This window comes from Microbispora oryzae (assembly GCF_017896165.1).
GTDB lineage: Bacteria > Actinomycetota > Actinomycetes > Streptosporangiales > Streptosporangiaceae > Microbispora > Microbispora oryzae.
This window is the reverse complement of the sequence record NZ_JAFCNB010000007.1, coordinates 146,811-168,692: the sequence shown is the minus strand read 5'-3', so window position 1 is coordinate 168,692 and position 21,882 is coordinate 146,811. Positions and strand designations below refer to the sequence as shown.

At 71.9% G+C, this 21,882-nt stretch carries 15 protein-coding genes; 6 read left to right on the top strand and 9 right to left on the bottom strand.

Annotated features, from left to right (window positions below; genetic code table 11):
- Positions 1-172: 172 nt before the first annotated feature.
- The 6 genes from JOL79_RS15365 to rpmE form a co-directional block, all read right to left on the bottom strand.
- Entirely contained in the window at positions 173-559 is a 387-nt protein-coding gene (locus tag JOL79_RS15365) for a hypothetical protein (RefSeq protein ID WP_210156488.1), read from the bottom strand.
- Positions 560-729: 170 nt separating this feature from the next.
- Positions 730-4,161: a hypothetical protein gene (locus tag JOL79_RS15360; RefSeq protein ID WP_210156487.1), complete on the bottom strand. Its 3,432-nt coding sequence runs from the start codon at positions 4,159-4,161 to the stop codon at positions 730-732.
- A 126-nt stretch (positions 4,162-4,287) separates the two neighbouring features.
- Positions 4,288-4,944, bottom strand: coding sequence for an L-threonylcarbamoyladenylate synthase (locus JOL79_RS15355; protein WP_230984821.1), 657 nt, complete (start codon positions 4,942-4,944; stop codon positions 4,288-4,290).
- Between the two features lie 108 nt (positions 4,945-5,052).
- Positions 5,053-5,907, bottom strand: coding sequence for a peptide chain release factor N(5)-glutamine methyltransferase (gene prmC, locus JOL79_RS15350; protein WP_210156485.1), 855 nt, complete (start codon positions 5,905-5,907; stop codon positions 5,053-5,055).
- Between the two features lie 157 nt (positions 5,908-6,064).
- Positions 6,065-7,111 carry a peptide chain release factor 1 gene (gene prfA / locus JOL79_RS15345; protein ID WP_210156484.1) on the bottom strand — a complete coding sequence of 349 codons (1,047 nt, stop codon included), beginning with the start codon at positions 7,109-7,111 and terminating at the stop codon, positions 6,065-6,067.
- 104 nt (positions 7,112-7,215) lie between these two features.
- Positions 7,216-7,434, bottom strand: a complete 219-nt coding sequence (gene rpmE / locus JOL79_RS15340; RefSeq protein ID WP_210156483.1) for a 50S ribosomal protein L31 — start codon at positions 7,432-7,434, stop codon at positions 7,216-7,218.
- A gap of 413 nt (positions 7,435-7,847) precedes the next feature.
- On the opposite strand from rpmE, the gene JOL79_RS15335 reads away from it, so the two are divergent.
- Complete coding sequence (locus JOL79_RS15335) at positions 7,848-8,960, top strand: hypothetical protein (RefSeq protein ID WP_210156482.1); 1,113 nt, start codon at positions 7,848-7,850, stop codon at positions 8,958-8,960.
- A 159-nt stretch (positions 8,961-9,119) separates the two neighbouring features.
- Here the strand turns inward: JOL79_RS15335 and rho are convergent, their stop codons facing one another.
- From rho to thrC, 3 genes are all read right to left on the bottom strand, one after another.
- Positions 9,120-11,117 (bottom strand): transcription termination factor Rho, encoded by a 1,998-nt coding sequence (gene rho / locus JOL79_RS15330; RefSeq protein ID WP_210156481.1) that lies wholly within the window; start codon positions 11,115-11,117, stop codon positions 9,120-9,122.
- A 413-nt stretch (positions 11,118-11,530) separates the two neighbouring features.
- Positions 11,531-12,469 carry a homoserine kinase gene (gene thrB / locus JOL79_RS15325; protein ID WP_210156480.1) on the bottom strand — a complete coding sequence of 313 codons (939 nt, stop codon included), beginning with the start codon at positions 12,467-12,469 and terminating at the stop codon, positions 11,531-11,533.
- 49 nt (positions 12,470-12,518) lie between these two features.
- Entirely contained in the window at positions 12,519-13,577 is a 1,059-nt protein-coding gene (thrC, locus tag JOL79_RS15320; protein WP_210156479.1) for a threonine synthase, read from the bottom strand.
- A 199-nt stretch (positions 13,578-13,776) separates the two neighbouring features.
- Between thrC and JOL79_RS15315 the strand changes: the two genes are divergently transcribed.
- From JOL79_RS15315 to JOL79_RS15295, 5 genes are all read left to right on the top strand, one after another.
- On the top strand, positions 13,777-15,162 hold the full coding sequence (locus JOL79_RS15315) for a glycosyltransferase family 2 protein (protein WP_307848533.1): 1,386 nt from the start codon (positions 13,777-13,779) through the stop codon (positions 15,160-15,162).
- Positions 15,163-15,479: 317 nt separating this feature from the next.
- Positions 15,480-16,589 carry a class I SAM-dependent methyltransferase gene (locus JOL79_RS15310; protein ID WP_230984820.1) on the top strand — a complete coding sequence of 370 codons (1,110 nt, stop codon included), beginning with the start codon at positions 15,480-15,482 and terminating at the stop codon, positions 16,587-16,589.
- Entirely contained in the window at positions 16,586-18,190 is a 1,605-nt protein-coding gene (locus JOL79_RS15305) for a glycosyltransferase family 2 protein (protein WP_210156477.1), read from the top strand. The genes JOL79_RS15310 and JOL79_RS15305 overlap by 4 nt, the downstream gene beginning before the upstream one ends.
- Positions 18,190-20,112 (top strand): glycosyltransferase family 2 protein, encoded by a 1,923-nt coding sequence (locus JOL79_RS15300; RefSeq protein WP_210156476.1) that lies wholly within the window; start codon positions 18,190-18,192, stop codon positions 20,110-20,112. Before JOL79_RS15305 ends, JOL79_RS15300 begins: the two co-directional genes overlap by 1 nt.
- The gene (locus tag JOL79_RS15295) at positions 20,109-21,827 is read left to right on the top strand and encodes a glycosyltransferase (RefSeq protein WP_210156475.1); all 1,719 of its coding nucleotides are present in this window, start codon (positions 20,109-20,111) and stop codon (positions 21,825-21,827) included. The genes JOL79_RS15300 and JOL79_RS15295 overlap by 4 nt, the downstream gene beginning before the upstream one ends.
- Positions 21,828-21,882: the final 55 nt, after the last annotated feature.

The window sequence follows — 21,882 nt, the reverse complement described above, 5'->3', positions numbered from 1 at the left end:
CGCGCGCGTCGCGACAGCCACAGGCACCGGCCGGACGTGTCGCGGTCAGCCCCTTTACCCGTTCGATGACTGACGCTATCGCACTTGGCTTGCGGATCGCCTGCAGGACGAGAGACGCGATCTCCTTCATTTCGGGCACACCCCTCCCCCGGCCGTACGAGGGGGCGTGATCTCAGGAGAACGCGTGTGGCGCTCCCGCCCGGCTCGGCACCCATCGCGGGGTGTCCGCGGCCTGGTCGCTGATCGCGGTGAGCACCGCCTGGCGGTACATCCCCAGGCGGGTGCGCCACTCCGCCAGGTCGTCGACGTACCGTCCGGCGACGGGTGCGTCCCACACGTCCCTGCTGCGCGCCATCTCGAACGGCCTGTCCAGCGACCGCGTCAGCTGGTCCATCAGCGGGACCACCCGCAGCCACAGGTCGACGAGCTTCTGGTACTCCGGGTTGAACACCCAGCCCGTCGGCTGACCTCCCGGAGTGAGCAGGTCGGTGCCGGACGGCGAGGGCGGCGTCTCACCAGGCTGCAGCGGCTGCGGCGCCGGCGGGTCGACGAACGTCACGATCACGCCTCCCAGGTGGGACCGGCCGGGAGGATCCCCGCCGGACCGGATGTGGTTTCAGTCAGGCCCGACCCGATCAGGCCGGTTTCCGTCCCGTGGGATTCAGCCAAGCCGGATCCGGTCAGACGGGAAAGAGTCCACGGACGCGAACGGCGGCGGCCCGGCACGGCTCAGCTCCCCGTGGGCGGGACCGGCCGGTCGGCGTCCCCCGCCTCGGAGCCGCCGGACAGTCCGACGGCCGGCATGTCGATCGGTTCGATCTCCCGGTGGTGCTCCACGAGCGTCCGCAGCACGGCGTCGTCCGGCTGGCTGGCCGGATAGGAGAGCACGTCACCGGGCTGGGCCGCCGCGAGCGCCCGCGGGTCGGGCACCGCCCCGCCGGCCGACCCACTCGACCCACTTGCCCCGCTCGACCCGCTCGACCCGCTGTCGCCGGTCGCCCCGGCCGTCTGGCCGCCCGGGGCCGGCGCGGCGGTGTCTCCCGCATGACCGGTTCCCCCATGCGCGGGTGGGAAGGGGGCGTGGTGTGTGGGCGTCCCGCGTACCGCCTCGCCTCCGCCGGTGGCGAACGGATCCTCGGTGAGGTTGTCCTCCGGCGTTCCGACGTAGTCGCCCATCGGATCGCCCGGCGCCAGGCCGGGGTGGGACCCCGCGCCCGAGCCGCCGGTGGTGGCGTGACCGGCGCTCTGCGTCGCGGCGGGCGTGCCCGTGTTCGCGTGTGAGGCGCCTGGCGCGGAGTTGCCCGCAGCGGCATGGGCGCCGGTCTGGGTGGCGGCGTGGGTGCCGGGCTGGGTGCCGGCCTGGGTGCCGGCCTGGGTGCCGGCCTGGGCGGTGGCCTGGGCGGTGGCCTGTGTGTGGCCGCCCGGCGCGTCGGCCGCCCGCTGTCCGGCCGGGGCGGCGTGACCGGCGGGATCGCCGGACGCCGTGCCGCTGGGTGTGGCATGACCGGACGCCGTGCCACCGGACGCGGTGTCGGCGGGGTGGTGCGGCTCCAGCGGCTCCACGAACCCGGGAGCACCGTCGGGGTGCGGACCGGTCACGTGCTGAACCTGAGCCGGCTGGACGTGGCCCGGCTGGACCTCGACGCTCGGCATGTCCATGGGCGGAACATCCTGCATGTGCTGGTTCAGCCAGTCGATGTCGTCCGCGCTGGGCATGTTCATGGGCGTGCTGACGACCTTGACGCCGTCGACCACGATGACCTGCCGTCCGCGCGTCAGATCGACGTCGTCCGGATGATCGATGCCGGGCGTGTCGATGATCTGGGAGTCGTCACGCGGCGGCGGTTGCTCCCCGGTCGCCTTGGTCTGATCGGACGGCGCCGGGCTCGCAGCCTGCCCGCTCTGCCCACCCTGCCCGCTCTGCCCACCCTGCCCGCTCTGTCCGCCATGCCCACCTTGCCCGCTCTGTCCGCCATGCCCGTTCCCGGTGGTCGTGGCGGTGGTGTCGTGCGTCACGGGGGCCTGGCCGACGGACGCGGTGGCGGCATGGCCTGTGGCGGGAGCCTGATCGCCGGCCGCGACGGCCCCGCCACCAGCGGAAGGGGCGTTTGGAGAAGGCGCGCCGGCGGAAGGGACGCCGGCGGAATGGGCACCGCCAGCGGTTCCACCAGGAGCAGCGCCCCCTGTGGCAGCGTGCCCCGCAGCGACGTCCCCTGTGGCGGCGCCTCCGGTAGCAACGGTTCCTGGAGCTGCGTTTCCTGGAGCAGCGTTTCCTGGAGCAGCGTTTCCTGGAGCAGCGTTTTCTGGAGCAGCGCCGCCGGTAGCGGCGCCGCCGGCGGTCGTGGCGTCGTGGCCGGTGCCGCTCGCGCCGGGCCAGGTGCCTGCCGTGACCGCGTGACCGGTAGCGTCCGGCAGCCCGGCGTTCACCACGTTGCCGGTGACACCTGCACCATTGCCCGCGACCGCGTGGCCGGTGGTGCCCGAGGGCCCGGCGTTCACCACGTTGCCCGTGACACCTGCACCATTGCCCGTGACACCTGCGGCGCCCGTGGGATCACCGACACCACCCGTATGACCGGCTGCGACCCCGTTCCCGGCATTCCCGATATCTCCGACCGGCCCGACCGGCCCGACGTTCCCGACTGGCCCGGCGGGCGCGGCAGGCCCGACGTTCCCCACGTTCCCGACGTCTCCGACAGGCCCGACCGGCCCCGGAGCCGCGCCGGCCCCGCCGTTCATCGCCCCCGGAGGGCAGGTGCCGGAGCCTGAGCCGTGGCCGATCTCGCCGCCCGCACCCCCGCCCGCACCCCCGCCCGCACCGTCAGCCGCGCCGCTCACCGCACCGTCGGTCGCGCCGCCCACCACACCGGAGCCCGCACCAGCACCAACGCCTGCGCCAGATCCCGCACCCGCACCCGCACTGGCATGTGTGCCGTCGGCGGGCGCGTTACCGACGCCCACCTGGGCACCGGTGTTCGAGTCGGTACCGACGGGTGTGCCCTGCCCGATACCGGCGTTCGGCGGGGTTCCTGCATTCGGTGGTGTTCCGGCGTTCTGGGGGGAACCGGTGGGCTGGGGAGAACCGGTGGGCTGGGGAGAACCGGTGGGCTGCTGCGGTGTGGCACCCGTGCCGTGGTCCACCGTGGCGGCCGTGCCCTCGACGACGCCATGGGACGCGTTGGCGAGCGTGCCCTCGACAACCGCGTGCGTCTTGTCGCCGCCGCCGGCGTGGGTGATGCCGTCGCTCGCGGCGCGCACCTCGTGTGTCGACCGCGTTGGCTGTGTCGACTCGCCCCGCTGGGCGGAGGGCTCGGAATGGGGCGTGCCGCTCGTCTGACCGGCCGAGTGGTTCCCACCGGACGACGTGGACGACGCCTTGTCCCCCTGTTTCTCCCCCGCGCTGCCGCCGGGCGTCTGACCGTCCGGCCGGTGTTCCGGCTTGTGGTCCGCCGTGGGCTTGGGCTCCGGTTTCGACTCCGGCTTGGAGTCGGCCTTGTGGTCGGCCTTGTGGTCGGGCTTGTGGTCGGTCTTGTCCGGCGCGGGCGCCGGATCGTCGGCGGGCCGGGAGGTGTCCAGCTCGGCCTGTTGAGGCGCCTTGGCCTCCGCCTTGTGCTGGGAGGCGTCCTTGCCCTCGGCCGACTTGCCGTCCGCGGACTTGTTCTCGACCGACTTGTCAGACTTCTCCGACTTGTCCGGCTTCCCGTCCGTCGCCTTGTGGTCGGACTTGTGGTCGGACTTGTCGTTGGCCTTGTGCCCGTCGGCCTTCTCGTCCGGCTTGTGGTGATCCGGCTTGTGCTCGGCCTTGTGCTCAGCCTTGTGCTCAGCCTTGTGCTGATCCGGAGTGCCCTGATGGCCGTCGGCGGGCTTGGATGTGTCCGTCTCCGCCGAGAAGACGGCAGGCTTGGCGGTCGAGACCGTGCCGCCGCCCTGCTGCTTCTCCCTCTTCTCCAGGAGTTCGAGCCGCTTCCCGACGTCTCTGACCATCGTCGAGCAGTCGTCCGCCACCTGGGACGGCCGGTGGGTGACATGCACGGACACACCGGCCGTACGCGTCAACTGGGCGACACGTGTCTCGACGCTCTCCATCTGCCTGGCGGCGTTCTGGACCTCCGAGAGGAGTTCGCGGACGAGCTTCGGGTCCATCCCGTCGAGCTTGGCCATGGGCGCGCCTCCACAGAGATATCGGCGCACTTCACGGTAGCCCCGGCGAAGCCTCCCGAGAAGCCCGATAGCCAGACGGCATGGATCAGCCCTGATCGGAGCCGTACGGCCGGATCGGGCCCCGGCTCACTCCTCGGTGGCGAGGTAGCCGACGATGCCGCGGATCTTGTCGACGGGGATCGCACCCTTGCGCAGAACCCTCGGCACCGCGGTGGTGAGGTCGATGATCGTGGACGGCACATTGTCGTTGCACGGGCCGCCGTCGAGATAGACGGACACCGTCTCACCCAGCTGCTCCTGCGCCCCATCCACCGTGGTCGCGGGAGGGTTCCCGGACCGGTTGGCACTGGAGACGGCCATGGGACCGGTCTCCTTCAGCAGATCGAGCGCCACGGGGTGCAGCGGCATGCGGACGGCCACGGTCCCCTTCGTCTCGCCGAGGTCCCACGACAGGGACCGGTTGGCCCGCAGGATCAACGTGAGCGGGCCGGGCCAGAAGTTGTCCACCAGGTCCTGCCCCTGCGTCCCGAGGCTCTCCACGAGGGCGCTCGCGGCCCGTACGGTGCCCACGAGGACGGGGACCGGCATGTCCCTGCCGCGCCCCTTGGCCTCAAGGAGGGCGTTGACCGCCGAGTGCGTGAAAGCGTCGGCGCCGATGCCGTAGACGGTGTCGGTGGGCAGCACGACGAGCTCGCCGCCTCGCACCGCCGCGGCGGCCTCGGCCAGGCCGGTGGTGCGCTCGTCCGGGTTGGAACAGTCAAACCGTCGACTCACAGGGGCCATCCTTCCATGCGCCCCCTCCGGCCTCGCACCGTGCCGGACGACGGGGCTGATCGTATGTCTCACTCGGTGCTGTCTCGGTACTGGCCGGTGCTCGCTCGGTCCCCTGGCTCAGTCCTGGCCGAGGCGGGCGGTGACGAACCGGTCGCGGCCGGTCAGATCCTGCCTGAGGCGGACGTCGCGCCAGCCCTTCTCCTCGGGGAACAGCCAGTACACCGCCGTGCCCTGCTGGTCCGCGTGTTCCACGGCGACGTATCCGCCCGGTCTGAGCAGCCGCCGTGCCGTACGCTCGACGGCCCTGATCTCGTCGAGCCCGTCGTCCCCCGACCCGTACAGGGCCCGTGAGGGGTCGTAGTCGCGCACCTCGGGGTCCCGGGGGATCGCCCCGGGCGGGATGTACGGCGGGTTGGAGACGACCAGGTCGACCTGCCCGTTCAGCTCGGGCAGGCAGTCGGCGAGGTCTTCCGGGTGCAGGGTGGTCCGGCCCTGGCCGTGCTCCAGCACGTTCCGCCGGGCCCAGCCGTACGCCACGGGGTCCACCTCGACGGCGTGTACCTGGGCCAGGGCGACCTCCTGCGCGATGGACAGCGCGATCGCGCCGGATCCCGTGCCGAGGTCGACGACGACGGGCTGCGCGACGTCCATCTCGCGAAGGCGGTCGATCGCCCAGCCCGCGACCACCTCGGTCTCGGGGCGCGGTACGAAGACCCCGGAGCCCACCTCCAGCGACAGGTATCTGAAGTAGGCCCGGCCGGTGATGTGCTGCAGTGGCTCTCGGGCCTCCCGGCGCGCGACGCCCTCCCAGAAGCGGGCGTCGAAGTCGGCGTCCTTCACCGTGTGGAGCCTGGACCGGGGGACACCGTGGACAAAGGACGCGATTTCCTCGGCGTCCGTGCGCGGCGACGGAACGCCCGCCTCGGCAAGCCGGGCGGTCGCATGGGCGATCTCGTCGAGCAGGAAGGTCATCGGTCTCTTACGGCACGGGTGTCGCGGCTGACGCTCTGGATCTGATGTCGTGTCGGGCGGTTGTCTCGGGCGGTCGTCTCGGGGTGCGGAAACAGTCTCGTGGTCACGGAGCGGCGGAACAACGGAATCGTACGGAACTCCTCCGGCGACGTCCGGCTCACGTGTGGGCGGCGAGCTTCTCCGCGAGTTCGGCGTCGAGCAATGCCTGTATCACCGCGTCGAGATCGCCGTCCAGCACTTGGTCGAGGTTGTAGGCCTTGTAGCCGACCCGGTGATCGGAGATGCGGTTCTCCGGGAAGTTGTACGTGCGGACCCGCTCGGACCGGTCGACGGTGCGGACCTGTGACTTCCGTTCCGCCATCGCCGCCGCGTCCGCCTCCTCCTGGGCCACCGCGAGCAGCCGGGCCCGCAGGATGCGCAGAGCCGACTCCTTGTTCTGGAGCTGGCTCTTCTCGTTCTGGCACGAGACCACGACGCCGGTCGGCAGGTGGGTGATCCGTACGGCGGAGTCGGTGGTGTTAACGCTCTGCCCGCCGGGGCCGCTGGACCGGAACACGTCGATCCGCAGGTCGTTGGGGTCGATCTGGACGTCGACGTCCTCCGCCTCGGGATAGACGAGGACTCCGGCCGCCGAGGTGTGGATGCGTCCCTGCGACTCGGTCACCGGCACGCGCTGGACGCGGTGGACGCCGCCCTCGAACTTCAGCCGGGACCAGGCGCCCTCCTTGCCCTTGATCGCGACCGTGACGTCCTTGTAGCCGCCGAGGTCGGAGTGCTGCGCGTCGATGATCTCGGTCTTGTAGCCGGCCCGCTCGGAGTAGCGCAGGTACATCCGCAGGAGGTCGCCGGCGAACAGGGCCGACTCCTGGCCGCCCTCACCCGCCTTGATCTCCATGATGATGTCCTTGTCGTCGTTCGGGTCGCGCGGCACCAGCAGGTGCGTCAGCCGCTCCTCCAGACCGGGGATGCGGGCCTCCAGATCGGCGGCCTCCTCCGCGAACGCGGGGTCCTCCGCCGCGAGCTCCCGCGCGGTCGCGAGGTCCTGGCGGACGCCGTCCAGCTCCCGGTAGGTCGCGACGATGGGTGTGAGCACCGCGTACCGCTTGCCGTACGTGCGCGCCTTCGACTGGTCGGCGTGCACGGCGGGGTCCGCGAGCCGCAGCTCAAGATCCGCGTACTCGGCCAAAATCTCGTCGAGGTTCACCCCACGCTCCTTTTCTTTCGGAAATCCGGCCTAATCACCAAGGACGCCGACCCGGTAGCGCCGCCTCTGCCGAGGGGCGCCTCCGAGCCGGCGTCCTGGAGGAGCTACTTGCTCTGGGCCTTCTTGCCGAAACGCGCCTCGAACCGCGCCACCCGGCCACCGGTGTCGAGGATCTTCTGCTTGCCCGTGTAGAAGGGGTGGCAGGCGGAGCACACGTCGGCGTGGATGACGCCACTCTTCGCGGTGCTGCGGGTGGTGAAGGTGTTACCACACGTGCAGGTCACCTCGGTGACGACGTACTCCGGGTGGATGTCGGGCTTCATGTCTTCAGTCCTAACGCTCGTGTGCGGTCGCCGGGTCGCTTGTCGCCTGATCGGCCCGCGCGCGTCGGCACACCTGACGCGCGCCGCGGGAACCGGTACCGCTGCGGTTCGGCTACCAGTGTGCCAGATCCTGGAACCTTCCCCGGCCGTGCGCTATTCCTTCGCGCCCCTGCGGGGCGCGGCCGGAGGATCTCGCCGTCCGTGCGGAGCGATCCCGGTACGCCACGGCCTTTGATCGAAAAGCGAAACGATCAGAAGGAAGCCCCGGCTGGGCGTGGACGAGAACGGCTGTGGAACGCCCTCCGAAACTCGGGCACGAGTTTACATCCAGGTGGACGAGTCACACAGGCCCCACTAGGCTCCGGTGTCCAAACCCGACTTTTGCCTCAATTTAACCACGGTTAGGGGTATCTATGAGGAAGAGCCTGCGGCTTGCTCTGGCAGCCGCGACGGGGGCGGCCGTCCTCGTCTCGGGCGAGGCCATCACCTTGGCCTCGTCCGCGAACGCGACTGTCTCCGCGGCCGCCAGGGCGGCCGCCGCCACTTTCGGCAGCATCGATTTCAGCGACAAGTTCATCCCGCCGACGGGAAGCGACAAGATTCCCTTCAAGGTGCATCTGAACAACGCCTACGTGGACAAGGACAAGCCCGCGAAGGTCACCGTCCGGTTCCTGAAGGTCGACGAGACCGAGGCGTCGGCGCACACCGCGGACGTCACCCAGCTCGGCAGCGTCACCACCGTTCCCACGGACGGCAAGGCCGACGTGTCCGGCTCCATCCCGGTCTCGTCCGGCGACAAGCCCGGCGACTGGAAGTACCAGGTCGGCGTCACGCAGGGCGACGCGCCGTCCACCACCACGCCGACGTACACCGGCTGGGTGACCCTCGCCGTCGCCAAGGCGACGCGGGTCACGGGCGCCAACGTCGACCCCGACCCGGTCTACCTGAAGTCGGGCAAGGAGGTGGACGTCTACGCCGCCTTCAAGCTGGAGCGCGGCGGCGCGGACGGTGAGGAGAAGATCACCGACGTGCGGCTGGAGTCGCGGGACTCGGACGACTACTACGCCCTCACCACGGGCCTGGAGGCGGACGACTCCTACCACGACTCCACGGCCTTCGACTACAGCACCTCCGCGGGTTCCTGGCAGTTGAAGATCGGCGTCTCGCGCGGCACCAAGAAGTACAGCTTCGTCAGCAACTTCGAGGTCAAGAAGAGCAGCTCGAAGAGCAAGTCGAAGATCACCCTTTACGCCTCTCCCACGAAGGTGAAGAAGGGCAAGACGACGAAGCTCTACGGCAAGGTCTACCGGGGCTCGAAGGCCTGGAGCAAGAAGATCCTGAAGCTGTACTTCAAGAAGAAGGGCACCTCGAAGTGGAAGTTCGTCGGCTACGTCGGCGCGACCTCCACCGGTAAGTACGCCAAGACCGTCAAGCCCAAGTACGACGGCTACTGGCGCACCACCGCGGCGGCCACGAGCGCGACGTACGGCTCGCTGTCGAACATCAAGTTCGTCGACGTCAAGTAGTCGACGTCAGGTAGTCATCTCCGCACGGGCCGCGTCACCAACCCCTGGCGCAGCCCGTACGGAGACGGAAAAGTGAAGGGCCCGCGCGGATCGCTCCGCGCGGGCCCTTCTCCGTTCCGTCGCCCTGGCCGCCGGCGACCGGGGGCCGGAGGGGTGTCGTCAGTCGCGGTCGTTGCTGACCGTCGTCTTCTGCACCTGGAGCAGGAACTCGGCGTTGGACTTGGTCTCCTTCATCTTCTCGAGAAGGAGCTCCAGCGCCTGCTGCATGTCGAGGGCGTGGAGGACCCGCCGGAGCTTCCAGACGATGGACAGCTCCTCCTTGGCCATGAGGATCTCCTCCTTGCGGGTGCCGGACGCGTCGACGTCCACCGCGGGGAAGATCCGCTTGTCGGCCAGGGACCGGTTGAGCTTGAGCTCCATGTTGCCGGTGCCCTTGAACTCCTCGAAGATCACCTCGTCCATCTTCGAGCCGGTCTCGACCAGCGCGGTGGCGAGGATGGTCAGCGAGCCGCCGTTCTCGATGTTGCGCGCCGCGCCGAAGAACCGCTTCGGCGGGTAGAGCGCGGTCGAGTCGACACCACCGGACAGGATGCGTCCGCTCGCGGGCGCCGCGAGGTTGTACGCCCGGCCGAGACGGGTGATCGAGTCGAGCAGGACGACGACGTCGTGACCCAGCTCGACCAGCCGCTTCGCCCGCTCGATGGCCAGCTCGGCGACGGTCGTGTGGTCCTCGGCGGGACGGTCGAAGGTCGAGTGGATGACCTCGCCCTTGACCGACCGCTGCATGTCGGTGACCTCTTCCGGACGCTCATCCACCAGGACGACCATCAGGTGGCACTCCGGGTTGTTGTGCGTGATCGCGTTCGCGATCGCCTGGAGCACCATCGTCTTGCCGGCCTTGGGCGGCGACACGATGAGGCCGCGCTGCCCCTTGCCGATCGGCGAGACGAGGTCGATGATCCGGGTGGTCAGGACGTTCGGCTCGGTCTCCAGGCGCAGCCGCTCCTGCGGGTAGAGCGGCGTCAGCTTGTTGAAGTCGGGCCGCTGGCGGGCCTGCTCCGGGTCCATGCCGTTGACCGTGTCGAGGCGGACCAGCGCGTTGAACTTCTCGCGCCGCTCGCCCTCGCGCGGCTGTCGGACGGCGCCGGTGATGACGTCGCCCTTGCGCAGCCCGTTGCGGCGGATCTGGGCCAGCGCGACGTAGACGTCGTTGGAGCCGGGCAGGTAGCCGCTGGTCCGGACGAACGCGTAGTTGTCCAGGATGTCGAGGATGCCGGCGATCGGGATGAGAACGTCGTCCTCGCCGATCACGGGCTCGTTGCTGTCGAACCGGTCGCGCCCGCGGCGGTTGCGCTCGCGGAAGCGGCCACGGCGGCCGCGGCCGTCCTCGGTCTGCTGGTCGCCCTTGCCGTCACCGCGCTGGTCGCCACGCTGGTCACCGCGGCTGTCACGGTTGTCACGGCTGTCGCGGTTGTCACCGCGGCTCTCAGAGCGGGACTCGGTGCGGCTGTCGCCGCGTCCCTGCTGGTCACGGCCCTGCTGGCCCCGGCCGGGGCCGTCACCGGTGTCCGCGGCCCGCTGCTCGGCGCGCTCGCGGCGGTCGCCCCTCTCTCCACGCTCGCCGCGCGAACGGCGCTCCCTGCGCTCACCACGCTCCGGACGGCCCTCGGCGCGGCTCTCGCCGTGCGCGGCGTCGGACTGGACGTCGGCCGCGACGCCGGCGACCGCGTCGGAGGCGGCCACGGGTGCGGCGGGCTCCGCGGCGGGCCGCTCCTCGCGCACGACGGCCGCGTCAGAGGCGGCCGGCTCGGCGGCGGAGGGCGTGGCGGCGGGGGCGGTCGAGGTGGCGGCGGCCCGGGAACGTTCCCTACGGCCACGGGCAGGGCGTTCGACGGAGGCGGGGGCCTCGACGACGGCCGCCTTCGGCTCGGCGGAGGCTTCCCCTGACCCGCCCTGCTTCTCCTGGATCGCGGCGATCAGCTGGCTCTTGCGCATCCGGCCGGTCCCGGTGATACCGAGGCCGGTCGCCATTGCCTGCAGCTCAGGGAGCACCATGCCGGCCAGGCCGGTGCCGGAGCGACGACGCGGTCGGGCCGGGGCAGTGGGGGTGTCGCCGGCGGCCTGGCCGTCGGAGAGGAGTTCGGTGGTGTCGCTCAACTAAGGGTCCTTCCCAGGGGTCGGGCGCCGGAATCGTGCGTCCAGGCGTCCCGGTGGTGCGACCCGGCAGGACAGACCGGGTCGGGCTTCGCGAGTCTCATGTGTCGATGACCATCGGGACTCACGAGCGGTTGACATTCAGGGTGCAGCCCCCGAATCGCCGCCACCGGCCAGACGTCTTGGTGGTTCGAACGCGCATGTCTCCGATAACGTCGCCCCCGGCCACGCCACCCTGCGGTGGGACGACTGGAGGTAACGGTTTCGGGGAAATCGCCACGTCCGTGTCGGACGACACGGAACGAAGTGCAGCGATGTGCGAATGACAAGCACGCACCCAACACGGGGGCACCTGGTGCGGCTATCAGCCTAACATCACCAGAGCGCACAGCTATTCCCTGAAGGTCGAAGAAACATCAGCGTGTCTCGGGAAACCGAACGTACGCACCAGACGGGTCGACGTTCATTGGCTGGATGTGCCAGTCATTACCCACTTCTGGTGCGATCAAATCCTGGGTTTCCTTGGTCGTCAACGCGAGGACGGTGGGACCGGCGCCGGAGACGACGGCCGCCACCCCCGCCGACCTCAGCCTGCGTATGAGCTCCGCGGTCCGCGGCATCGCGGGCGCGCGGTAGTCCTGATGCAGGCGATCCTCGGTCGCCGCGAGCAGCAGAGCCGGCTCGGGCCTGCCGGTGAGCGCCGCGACCAGCAACGCGGCCCGGGCCGCGTTGGCGGAAGCGTCGCGATGCGGCACGTCGCGCGGCAGCAGCCCGCGCGCCTCCTCCGTGGACAAACGGAAATCCGGGATCAGCGCCACCGGCCTGACGTCGTCGTGCGGCGTCAGTTTCACCATACTCGCCACCCCCGAGGGGTCGGTCCAGGAGATGGTGAGCCCGCCCGCGAGACACGGCGCCACGTTGTCGGGGTGGCCCTCCAGCTCCGTGGCCAGCGCGAACGCCTCCGAGTCGGGCAGGATCCGGGCCCCGGCGGCCGCGTCCGGCCCCGCCGCCAGGGCTCGCGCGGCGAGGATGCCCGCGCAGATCGCCGCCGACGACGAGCCGAGGCCGCGGGCGTGCGGGATCCGGTTGCGGCAGCGCAGCCGGACGCCGGCGGGCTGTGGAGCCCCCATCCGGGTGAAGGCGGCGCGCATCGTCCGCACGATCAGGTGGCCCTCGCCGTCGTCGAGCTCTCCTGCGCCCTGTCCCTCGACCTCGATGCGCACACCGGCGCTCGTCGTGAGGGACGCCTCCACCTCGTCGTACAGGTCGAGGGCGAGGCCGAGGCTGTCGAAGCCCGGACCGAGATTGGCGCTGGTCGCCGGTACGCGTACGACAACCACGTCACTGTCCGTCATGTGTCACCTGGTTCACGGTCCGGTCGCGGCCCTCCCCGGGGCCTGGGCGTCAGGCCAGTTCGAGGGCGGACGCCGCGGCGAAGGCGTCCACGGGGATCGTCATGGGAGACGGGGCGCCGGAGATCGCCCAGTCGGGATCCTTGAGGCCGTTGCCCGTGACGGTGCAGACCACCCGCTGCCCCGGCGTGAGCAGGCCCTGCTTGTGCGCCTGGAGCAGGCCCGCGACGCTCGCCGCTGAGGCGAGCTCGACGAAGACGCCCTCCTCCTGCGCGAGCAGCTTGTAGGCGGCGGCGATCTGCCGGTCGGTCACGGCCTGGATGTCCCCGCCGGACTCGTCCCGCGCCGCCTCGGCGAGCCGCCAGGAGGCCGGGTTTCCGATCCTGATCGCGGTGGCGATGGTCTGCGGGTGGGTGACCGGCGCGCCGCCCACCAGCGGCGCCGCGCCGCTGGCCTGGAAGCCGAGCATCCTCGGCCGCCTCGTGGCCACGCCGTCGTCCGCGTATTCCTTGTAGCCCATCCAGTACGCCGAGATGTTGCCGGCGTTGCCGACGGGGATGCAGTGGACGTCGGGGGCGTCGCCGAGGGCGTCGACGATCTCGAACGCCGCGGTCTTCTGCCCCTGCAGGCGGTGCGGGTTCACCGAGTTGACCAGCGCGATCGGGTAGTTCTCCGCGAGCTTCCTGGTCATCTCCAGGCAGTCGTCGAACGAGCCCTCGACCTGCAGCAGCCGGGCGCCGTGGACCAGAGCCTGGGCCAGCTTGCCCATCGCGATCTTCCCGCGCGGCACCAGGACCGCGCACGCGAGGCCGGCCCGTACGGCGTAGGCCGCCGCCGACGCGCTGGTGTTGCCGGTGGAGGCGCAGATCACCGCCTTGGCGCCCTCTTCGACGGCCTTGCTGATGGCCACGGTCATGCCGCGGTCCTTGAAGCTGCCCGTCGGGTTGAGCCCCTCGACCTTGAGGTGGACGTCACAACCCGTGAGCCGGGAGACGCGCCGGGCCGGGATGAGAGGCGTGCCGCCTTCGAGCAGGGTCACCACGGGCGTCGTCTCGGAGACCGGGAGACGGTCGCGGTACTCCTCGATGAGGCCTCGCCAAGCCCTGAACATGATCGCTCCTCCCGCGGCGGTGAGCGCCCGCCTGCGCGCTGAGCACCGAGTCTACGGCCATGTGCCTGAGATACGGGATCCGAATGTCCAGCAACTGGACAGGCATCGACGGATGCCGTTCTCTCAGGGGAAACTCAGGCCCTTTCGCTAGGGTTGACCGGTTCTCAGGAGACTTGTGAGGCCGTGAGGAGTGTGTGGCGTGGGCGAGGAACGACCGAGGATCCGGCACAACGACTACTCTCCGCTGACGCCCCCCGCCCTCGGCGCCTGGGACCCCCGCCTCACCGTCAGCGTGGTCGTCCCCGCGCACGGCGGTCAGCGGAAGCTCGATCTGACGCTCGCCGCGCTGTCCGCCCAGACCTATCCCGCGGCGCTGACCGAGGTCGTCGTCGTGGACGACGGCAGCGAGCCGCCGCTGAGACTGCCGGAGATCCGCCCGGCCGGCACCAGGATCGTCGCCGCCGGCCCCGGCGGCTGGGGGCCCGGCCACGCGGTGAACAGCGGCGTGCGGGTGAGTGACGGCGCCGTCGTTCAGCGACTGGACGCCGACATGGTGCTGCACCGGGCGCACCTGGAGTCGATGATGCGATGGCACCACCTGACCGACTACGTCGTCGCGATCGGGTCCAAGCGGTTCGTCGAGGAGCCGGAGGCGACTCCCGCCCAGGTACGCCGGGCGGTGCTGGCCGACGCCCTGGACGCGGTCGTCGACCTGTCCCACTCCGTCCCCAGTTCGACGGAACGGACGATCATCCGGCTCGACGGGCTGCGCCGGAGCAGGAACCCGTACCACAACTGCACGGGGCCGACGCTGAGCCTCCACCGGTCCCTGTTCGAGGCCGTCGGGGGTTTCGACCCCGACGTGATCAGGGGCGAGGACACCGAGTTCGGCTATCGGCTGGCGCAGGCGGGGGCCGTATTCGTCCCCGACATGGAGGCCGTCTCCGCGCACCTGGGGCTGCCGTCGCAGCGGCGCGACCGGGAGGCGGCGATCCGGGCGGTGCAGCCCTATCTGGCGCACCGGATCCCGCTCCGCCGCGATCTGCGCAAGGAGCCGGGCCGCGGCTGGCTCGTGCCGTACGTCGAGGTGGTGCTCGACGTGGGAGACGCGTCCGAGGAGGAGGCTCGCCGGGCGGTAGCGTGCGCCCTGTCCGGAACGCTCCAGGATGTACGAGTCACCCTCGTGGCCCCGTGGTCCGCCCTGCCCTCCGGACGCCACTCGGTGCTGCGCGATCCGGCGTTCGGCCTGCGCATGCTGCGCGAGGAATACCGCCACGACCCGCGCGTCCGCCTGGCCGACGCACCGTCCCCGACCGCCGCGCCGGCGCCGTTCCGATATGTGGGGCCGGCCGGGACGCCGCTCGGCGCGCGCTCGCTGGAGCGGATGGTCGGGCACGTCGCCGACGAACGCCTCGGCCTGCTGGAGATCGCCCTCCCGGACGGCGGGCGGGCCCGGCTCGAACGGACCGAGGCCGTCTCCCGCGCCCTGCTACTCGCCGCACCGGACGAACCACTCACCGATGTGATCCGGCAGACTCACGGTGTGGAGCGGACCGATCCTTCGCGCTTCTGGCCGTGCGCCTGACGGCTCCGCCGCCCGCGGACACCCGGCCGGCACCCCGGCGACGCCCTCGGGCACCCCGCCGACGGCCCCGGCGGCCCTCACAACGGCGGCGACAGGGCTGTGACCTCGCAATCTTGACCTTCTATCAGTCTTTTCCCAGGAACTTCTCAAGATCCGTGAAGCAATTGGCAGAATCGTGGCATATGACTACGGTCGTCACCGGTACCTGACATCGCGGCCGTGCACGGACCCGCTCGGGTTGAGGTTTGGACCGCCGGTTCGGATGTGCCTGTCGTGCCCCCTTGCCATCGGGCCGCCAACACGACGGAGGAACATCGATGCCCACGCCCCGCACCCTGGCCCTCGTCGGCATGGCTCTCGGCGCGGTCGCCGCGGCGGCGCTCGCCGTGCTGATCCTCCTGGAGGTCGTCGACCCCCTCGCAGCGGTGATCCTTGGCGGCCTGCCGTACGCGCTGGCGGCCCTGGCCCTGGTGGTGGTGAGCCTCCGCAGGGTCGACGGCAAGGCGCTGCGGATCGACACCCGGGTGAAGAAGCAGGAGGCCACCCTGGTCCGCGTGGAGACCCTGCTGCGCAAGATGGACGAGCGGCTGTCCTCCGTTGCCGCCGTCGCCAAGGACCGCACCGGACGCTCCGAGGACCTGCAGGCCGTCCTGTCCTCGCTCGGTGAGGACCGGGTGAACGCCACGCTCGGCCTGCGGGAGATCGACGGCCGCGTCGACGCCCTGCGGCGTGAGCTCGACCGGCTGGCGGAGTTGCCCGACCGGCTCGACGCCGTACGGGACGACCTGTCCGGCCAGATCAGGCAGACCTATCGGCAGCTCGAGGCGTACGTGGATCTGCGGTCCTTGATCAGTCCCCGGGCGCCGCTGCCGGAGCTGCGCGGGTGGGCGGCCTCCCCCGACGCGCTGCGCTGTCTGATCGAGGACGTCTGCGCCCGCCGGCCCAAGCTGGTCGTCGAGTGCGGCAGCGGCTCCTCCAGCGTGTGGCTCGGCTACGTCATGGAACACTTCGGCGGCGGCCGCGTCGTGTGCCTGGAGCACGACGAGCGCTACCTGGAGCTGTCGCGGAGCCTGGTGGCCGCGCACGGGCTCACCCACGTCGTCGAGATCAGGCACGCGCCGCTGCGGACCTGGGAGGAGGGCGGCGAGAGCTGGCAGTGGTACGACCGGGAGGCGCTGCGCGACCTCGACGAGATCGGCCTGCTGCACGTGGACGGGCCACCCGCCGCGACCGGCCCGCAGGCGCGCTACCCGGCGGTCCCGCTGCTGCTGCCCCACTGCTCGGCCGACGTACGGATCTTCCTCGACGACGCCTCCCGGGACGACGAGCGCGCCGTCGTCGCCCGCTGGCGCCGTGAGCACTCCCTGGAGCTGACCCGGCGCGAGGCCGAGAAGGGCCTCGCCATCCTCACGATCGCGAATCCATGACCCCCACTCCCCTCATCAAGCACAACGACTACTCCTCCCTGCGGCCGCCCGCGCTCGGCGCGTGGCGGCCCACCCGCACGGTCACCGTGGTCGTCCCCGCCTACAACTGCCAGCCCGCCCTCGACCGGACCCTCGCGGCCCTCGCGGCGCAGACCTACCCCGCCCATCTCATGGAGGTCGTCGTCGCCGACGACGGCAGCGAGCCCGCCATGCGGATCCCCGAGCACGCCCCCGCGTCCACCCGGATCGTCCGCGTCCCCGACGGTCGATGGGGACGCGGCTGGGCCCGGCAGACGGGAGCGTCGGTCGCCGGCGGTGAGATCGTCCACTGGGTCGACGCCGACATGATCCTCGACCGGGCGCACGTCGAGGCCCACATGCGCTGGCACCACCTGGCCGACTACCTGGTGGTCCTCGGCTCGATCAGGTTCGTCGCCGACGACGCCGAGCCGCCGTCGCCGGCGCGGCTCTCCTCCGGCGACGTCGACCTCGGGCCCGGCCTGCCGCACAAGTACACGGCGGACACGCTGGCCAAGACCCGCGACCTGCTCGACGCGGGCGGCGACGCCTACCTGCTGCACACGGGGGCGACGACGTCCGTCCCGGCCCACCTGCTGCGGGCCGCCGGGGGGCTCGACACCTCGCTCAACATGGGCGAGGACACCGACCTCGGGTTCCGGCTCGCCCAGGCCGGGGCCGTGTTCGTCCCCGACCGCGAGGCGGTGAGCTGGCACATCGGCAAGTCCACGGTCATGCTGCGGGAGAAGGAGGTGCACCGGCACAACTGGTCGCTCCTCGGCGACCGCATCCCGGTGCTCCGCTGGCTGCGCGGCCATCAGCGCCGCCAGTGGGCCGTGCCGTACGTGCAGGTGGTCGTCGACGCGACCGGCGCGACGTACGAGCAGGTGCGGGCGAGCGTCGACGCGGCGCTGGCCGGAACCGTGGCGGACGTGGCCGTCGTCCTGGCCGGGCCGTGGAGCGCGCTCACCGAGGGCCGCCGCTCGTCCCTCGACGATCCGATGCTCGACTACCGGCTGATGCGCAACCTCTACGGGAACGAGCCGCGGGTGACCTTCGCCGGGTCCGTCCCCGCGAGCGCCGCGCCCGCGCCGTTCCGGGTGATCTGCCCGCCAGGCTGGGTCCTCGGCGCCGACGCGCTGAAGAAGCTGATCGGTCTGGCCGAGCGCGACGGCCTCGGCCTGGTGTCCGTCGCCCTGGACGAGACCCCCGCCGGGGTGGCCGCCCTGCGCCTGGAGCGCACGGCCGCCTTCGCCCGGGCCGCCCTGACCGGCGCGCACGGTGATCCAGAGAAGCACGGTGATCCAGGGAAGCACGGTGACCCCGAGAAAGCGGTGGACGCGATGTTCGGCACGATGTGGGTGGCCGGGAGCGACTACCAGGTGGTCCCCATGGACCAGGCCCAGGAGACCGGTGGCGACGCCGCCAAGTGGCGGGCCGCCGCGGCCAAGTGGCAGGCGGAGGCCGAGAAGCTCCGCGCCGAGGTCGAAAGGCTGCGGGCGGCGGCGGAGTCCGCCCCCGCGGAGCACTCCCCCGGCCTGAGCCGGGTCCGGACGCTCGTGCCCGGCCGGAGGCGCGGCTGATGTTCGAGCAGGTGGTGACGGAGGCCGTGCGCAGAAGCCGGTACGTGATCGTCTACCACGTGGGGCTGGAGACGCCTCCCGAGGTCGAGGGCGTGCGGGCGACCGTGGATCTCGACGGCGCCCTTTCCAGGGCTCCGTCCCCGGAGTTCGAGGTCGTGGAGGTGCTCGTCCTCGCCGGGACGCCGACCGACCTGCGCCGCGCGGCGAGCCTGCAGGCGTCGCTGTCCATGGCCAGGGCCGTCGTGGTGATGGTGGCCGAGGCGCCGCACTGGTATCCGGCCCCGGCGCCCTCGCTCACGCCCGCCCACCGCTGGCGCACCCTCACCGAGCTGCGGGTGCACAAGCCCGCGGGCGCCGCCTGGGCGGTGGAGGCCCGGTTCTCCGCGCACGCGCCCGCGGGCCGCGTGCTCGCCGCGACCGCCCGGGCCTTCGCGGGCAACCGGCTGGACACGGTGGACTCCTCGCCCGTCGCCGCGCTGGCCGGCCCCGGCGCCGCCGCCTGGCGGCCCGGTGACCCGAACGCGTCGGTGACCCCTCCGGCCGGGCCGCTCCCGCTACGGATCGGGGCGCCAGGCGGCGACGTGGTGGTGCGGACGGTCGCCGATCCCCCCGAGTGGGACGGTCCGCGGCCCCCGGTCGACCTGACGCCGCCGGAGGAGCTGAGCTGGGAGCGCATCGGCCGTCCGGGCGGCGGGGCGCTGCTCGCACGGGACCTGTCCGACCCGCGGCTCGTGCCTCCCGTCGACGACCGCTCGGTGAACCCGATCAACTTCGTCACCACCCCTCGGCGCGGCGTCGGCGACCTGGTCACCGAGGGGGACCGCTGGGCGGTCACGCACGAGGGCGAGGTCATGACCCGCATCGCGCCCTCGGGCTGCGTGACCGTCGTCGACGTGTCCCGCATCAGGCAGCTGCGCGGCCTGAGGATCGACTGGCGGCGCGGCCACAGCGGCCCGCTGGCCGCCGTACGGGCCGTGGCGTCGCTGGCCGCGGCGGGCGTCCCGCTGATCGGCGGCGAGCTGCCGAAATGGGCGGGGGCCCTCGGCCCGGAGCTGGCCGGGCTGCTCGGCTCGGTGACCGAGGACGACCTGGCCGACGATCTGCGCCGCGAGGAGTACAGCATCCGGCTGCGCCGCCGGGCCCTGCGCGACCACGGCGTGCGGGCGCGCTGGGAGCAGATGGGCGCACCGGCGGGGCGGCGTCCCCTCACGTCGGTGCTGCTGCCCACCCGGCGCCCGGACATGCTGGGCTTCGCGCTCGGCCAGATCTCCCGCCAGCGCGACGCCGACCTCGAGGTGATCCTCGCGCTCCACGGGATCCCGCGCGAGCACCCGAGCGTGGCCTCGGCCCTCGCCGGGTTCGACCGGCCGATCACCGTGCTGGAGATCGGGGCCGGGACGGTGTTCGGCGAGGTGCTCAACCAGGCGGCCGCCCGCGCCTCCGGCTCGTTCCTGCTCAAGATGGACGACGACGACTGGTACGGCCCGGACTTCCTCGCCGATCTCCTGCTCGCCCAGTCGTACTCGGGGGCGGACGTCGTCGGGACGGCCCCGGAGTTCGTCTACCTCGCCTCGATCGACGTGACCGTGCACCGGGAGCAGATCACCGAGCAGATCACGAACTTCATCGCGGGCGGCACGATCCTGGCCACCCGCTCGGCGTTCGAGGCGGTGGGCGGCTTCCGCCCGATCCCCAGCACGGTGGACACCCAGTTCCAGCACGCGATCCAGATCGCCGGCGGGCAGATCTACCGCGCCCACGGCCTCGGCTACATCCTGCGCAGGGGGCCGGCCGCCTCGCACACCTGGCGCGAGCCGATCGGCACCTTCCTCAAGCGCAACCGGAGGCAGTGGCGCGGGTTCCGGCCCAACGCCCTGATGGAGCTGCCGGAGGGCGCCGCCGTGGCAGAGGGAGTGCGATGACCGTCCCCGGCCCGCGCGTCAGGCGCAACGACTTCGGCGTCCTGGAGCCGCCGGAGCCCGGAGAGTGGGAGCCCCGGCTGTCGGTGAGCGTCGTCATCCCGGCCCGGCAGTGCCAGCAGACGCTCGACCTCACGCTGGCCGCGCTGGCCGCGCAGAGCTATCCCGCGCACCTCCTCGAAGTCGTGGTGGTCGACGACGACGGCACGCCGCCGCTCGTGCTGCCGGAGATCGCCCCCGAGCGCACACGGGTGATCCGGGCCGCGCCCGGCGGATGGGGCATCGCCTGGGCCGTGCAGTGCGGGGTGGAGGCCGCCGAGGGCGACGTGATCCACCGCCTGGACGCCGACATCGTGCCGTACCGGACTCATGTGGAGTCGCATCTGCGCTGGCACCACCTCGCCGACTACCTGGTGGTCCTCGGCACGGTGCGCTTCACCGGCGCGGGCGGCGGCCTGCCCGCGCCCGCCGAGGTGCGGGCGGCCGTCGCGGCCGGCGCCGAGGACGGCCTGTTCGACATGGCGAGCAGTGAGACCCACGACTGGTGGGAACGGCTGGTGGACGAGCACGACGGGTTCCGCCGGGCGCCCAGCGCGATGCTGCACCGGATCCACGTCGGGGCCACGGCGTCGGCCCCCGCCGCCCTGCTGCGCGCCGCCGGGGGCCTCGACACGTCCCTGCGGCTCGCCGAGGACACCGAGCTCGGCTACCGGCTCACCCAGGAGGGCGCCGTCTTCGTGCCCGACCGCGCGGCCCGGAGCTGGCACGTGGGCCGGCCCACGGCCATGAAACGCGGCGACGAGGTCCGGCGGCACAACCGGCCCTACATCGCCGACCGGGTGCCCTACCGGCGGGCGCTGCGGACCGAGGCCGGGCGGCAGTGGCTCGTGCCGTACGTCGAGGTCGTCGTGGAGGTGGGGGACGCCGGTTTCGAGGATGTCAGGTTCACCGTCGACTCCGCGCTCGCCAGCACGCTGCCCGACGTCCATGTGACCCTGGCCGGGCCGTGGCGCCGGATCCGGGACGACGAGCGGCGGGCCCCGCTCGACGACCCGCTGATCGACCTGCGCCTGATGAGGGCGGCCTACGCCCACGACGGGCGGGTGGCCTTCACCGAGAGCGCGGCCGACATCCGGACCCCCGGCCCCTTCCGGCTGTCGTGCCCGCCCGGCTGGGCGATCGGCGCTGAGACGCTCGACCGGCTCACCCAGCACGCCGAGGAGTACGAGCTCGGCCGGCTGCGGCTCGCCCTGGAGGAACGGGCCGACGGCGTCGTCACCGCGGTGTTCGACCGCACCTCCGCCCTGGCCCGGGCCGTACGGGTGGCCAAGGACGGCGAGGATCTCGACGACGTCGTCCACGAGGTGTTCGGGCTCGAATGGCTGGACGCGGAGACCTGGGGCGTCGTACCCGGCGCCTCGGTGCGGCTCGGGCGGCGCGGCAACCGCAACACCGAGGCGGCGCTGTGGCGGCGGAACGCCGAGCGGCACGAGGCCGAGATCGAGCGCCTCAAGGCGGCGGCGGCCGCGCTCAAGGAGGAGGTCAGGGTCCTGCGCAGGGACGGGGCCAAGGCCGAACGGGACGCCTCACGCTGGCGGGAGAAGGCCGAGGCCAATCGCCGCGAGGTCGTCCGGCTGCGGCGGGCCCTGCCCCGCGCGGTCCTGACCCGGGCCGTGCGGCGCATCCTGCCGCCCGCGAAGCCCGGCCCGGGGTCCTGACGGCCGGCCGGCCGTCAGGACGGACGCCCGGTCAGTCCCCGGGGCAGTCCTCCAG